The 326-nt window shown below is 68.1% G+C and carries 1 protein-coding gene; it reads right to left on the bottom strand.

Features of this window, described 5'->3' with window-relative positions:
- Positions 1–326, bottom strand: a 326-nt coding sequence (locus A3764_RS25515; RefSeq protein ID WP_201722491.1) for a hypothetical protein, incomplete at both ends; no start/stop codon positions are given.

Genomic DNA, 326 nt, shown 5'->3' with positions numbered 1-326 from the left:
GCGCCCTCGGTATCTGACACCGCACATTCGATGACGGCCTTCGCTCCGAACCGGTCGCCCAGCATCTGCGCCTTGCCGGGGCTGGCCTCAATCATCCGGTGCTGGCCCCGGGTCAGCCGGTAATAGACCGAGCCGAGATGCGCCCCGATGTCGAGACAGTTCCAATCCGCCCCGATGCGGGCCTGCAGGACCGCGTTGACCATGGCGTCTTCGCGCGTCAGCAGGCCCAGTTCGGGGTTCCGCAAACTCCGCAGACCGCGCCACTGGTCGCGCAATGCCCCGGCCGCCCCACCCAGCGGCGAGGTTGCGATGCGATGCTTGAACCG

It is taken from the genome of Sulfitobacter sp. HI0129, assembly GCF_001635395.1.
In the GTDB taxonomy this organism is placed as follows: Bacteria; Pseudomonadota; Alphaproteobacteria; order Rhodobacterales; family Rhodobacteraceae; genus Sulfitobacter.
This window is presented reverse-complemented; position numbering and strand designations above follow the sequence as displayed.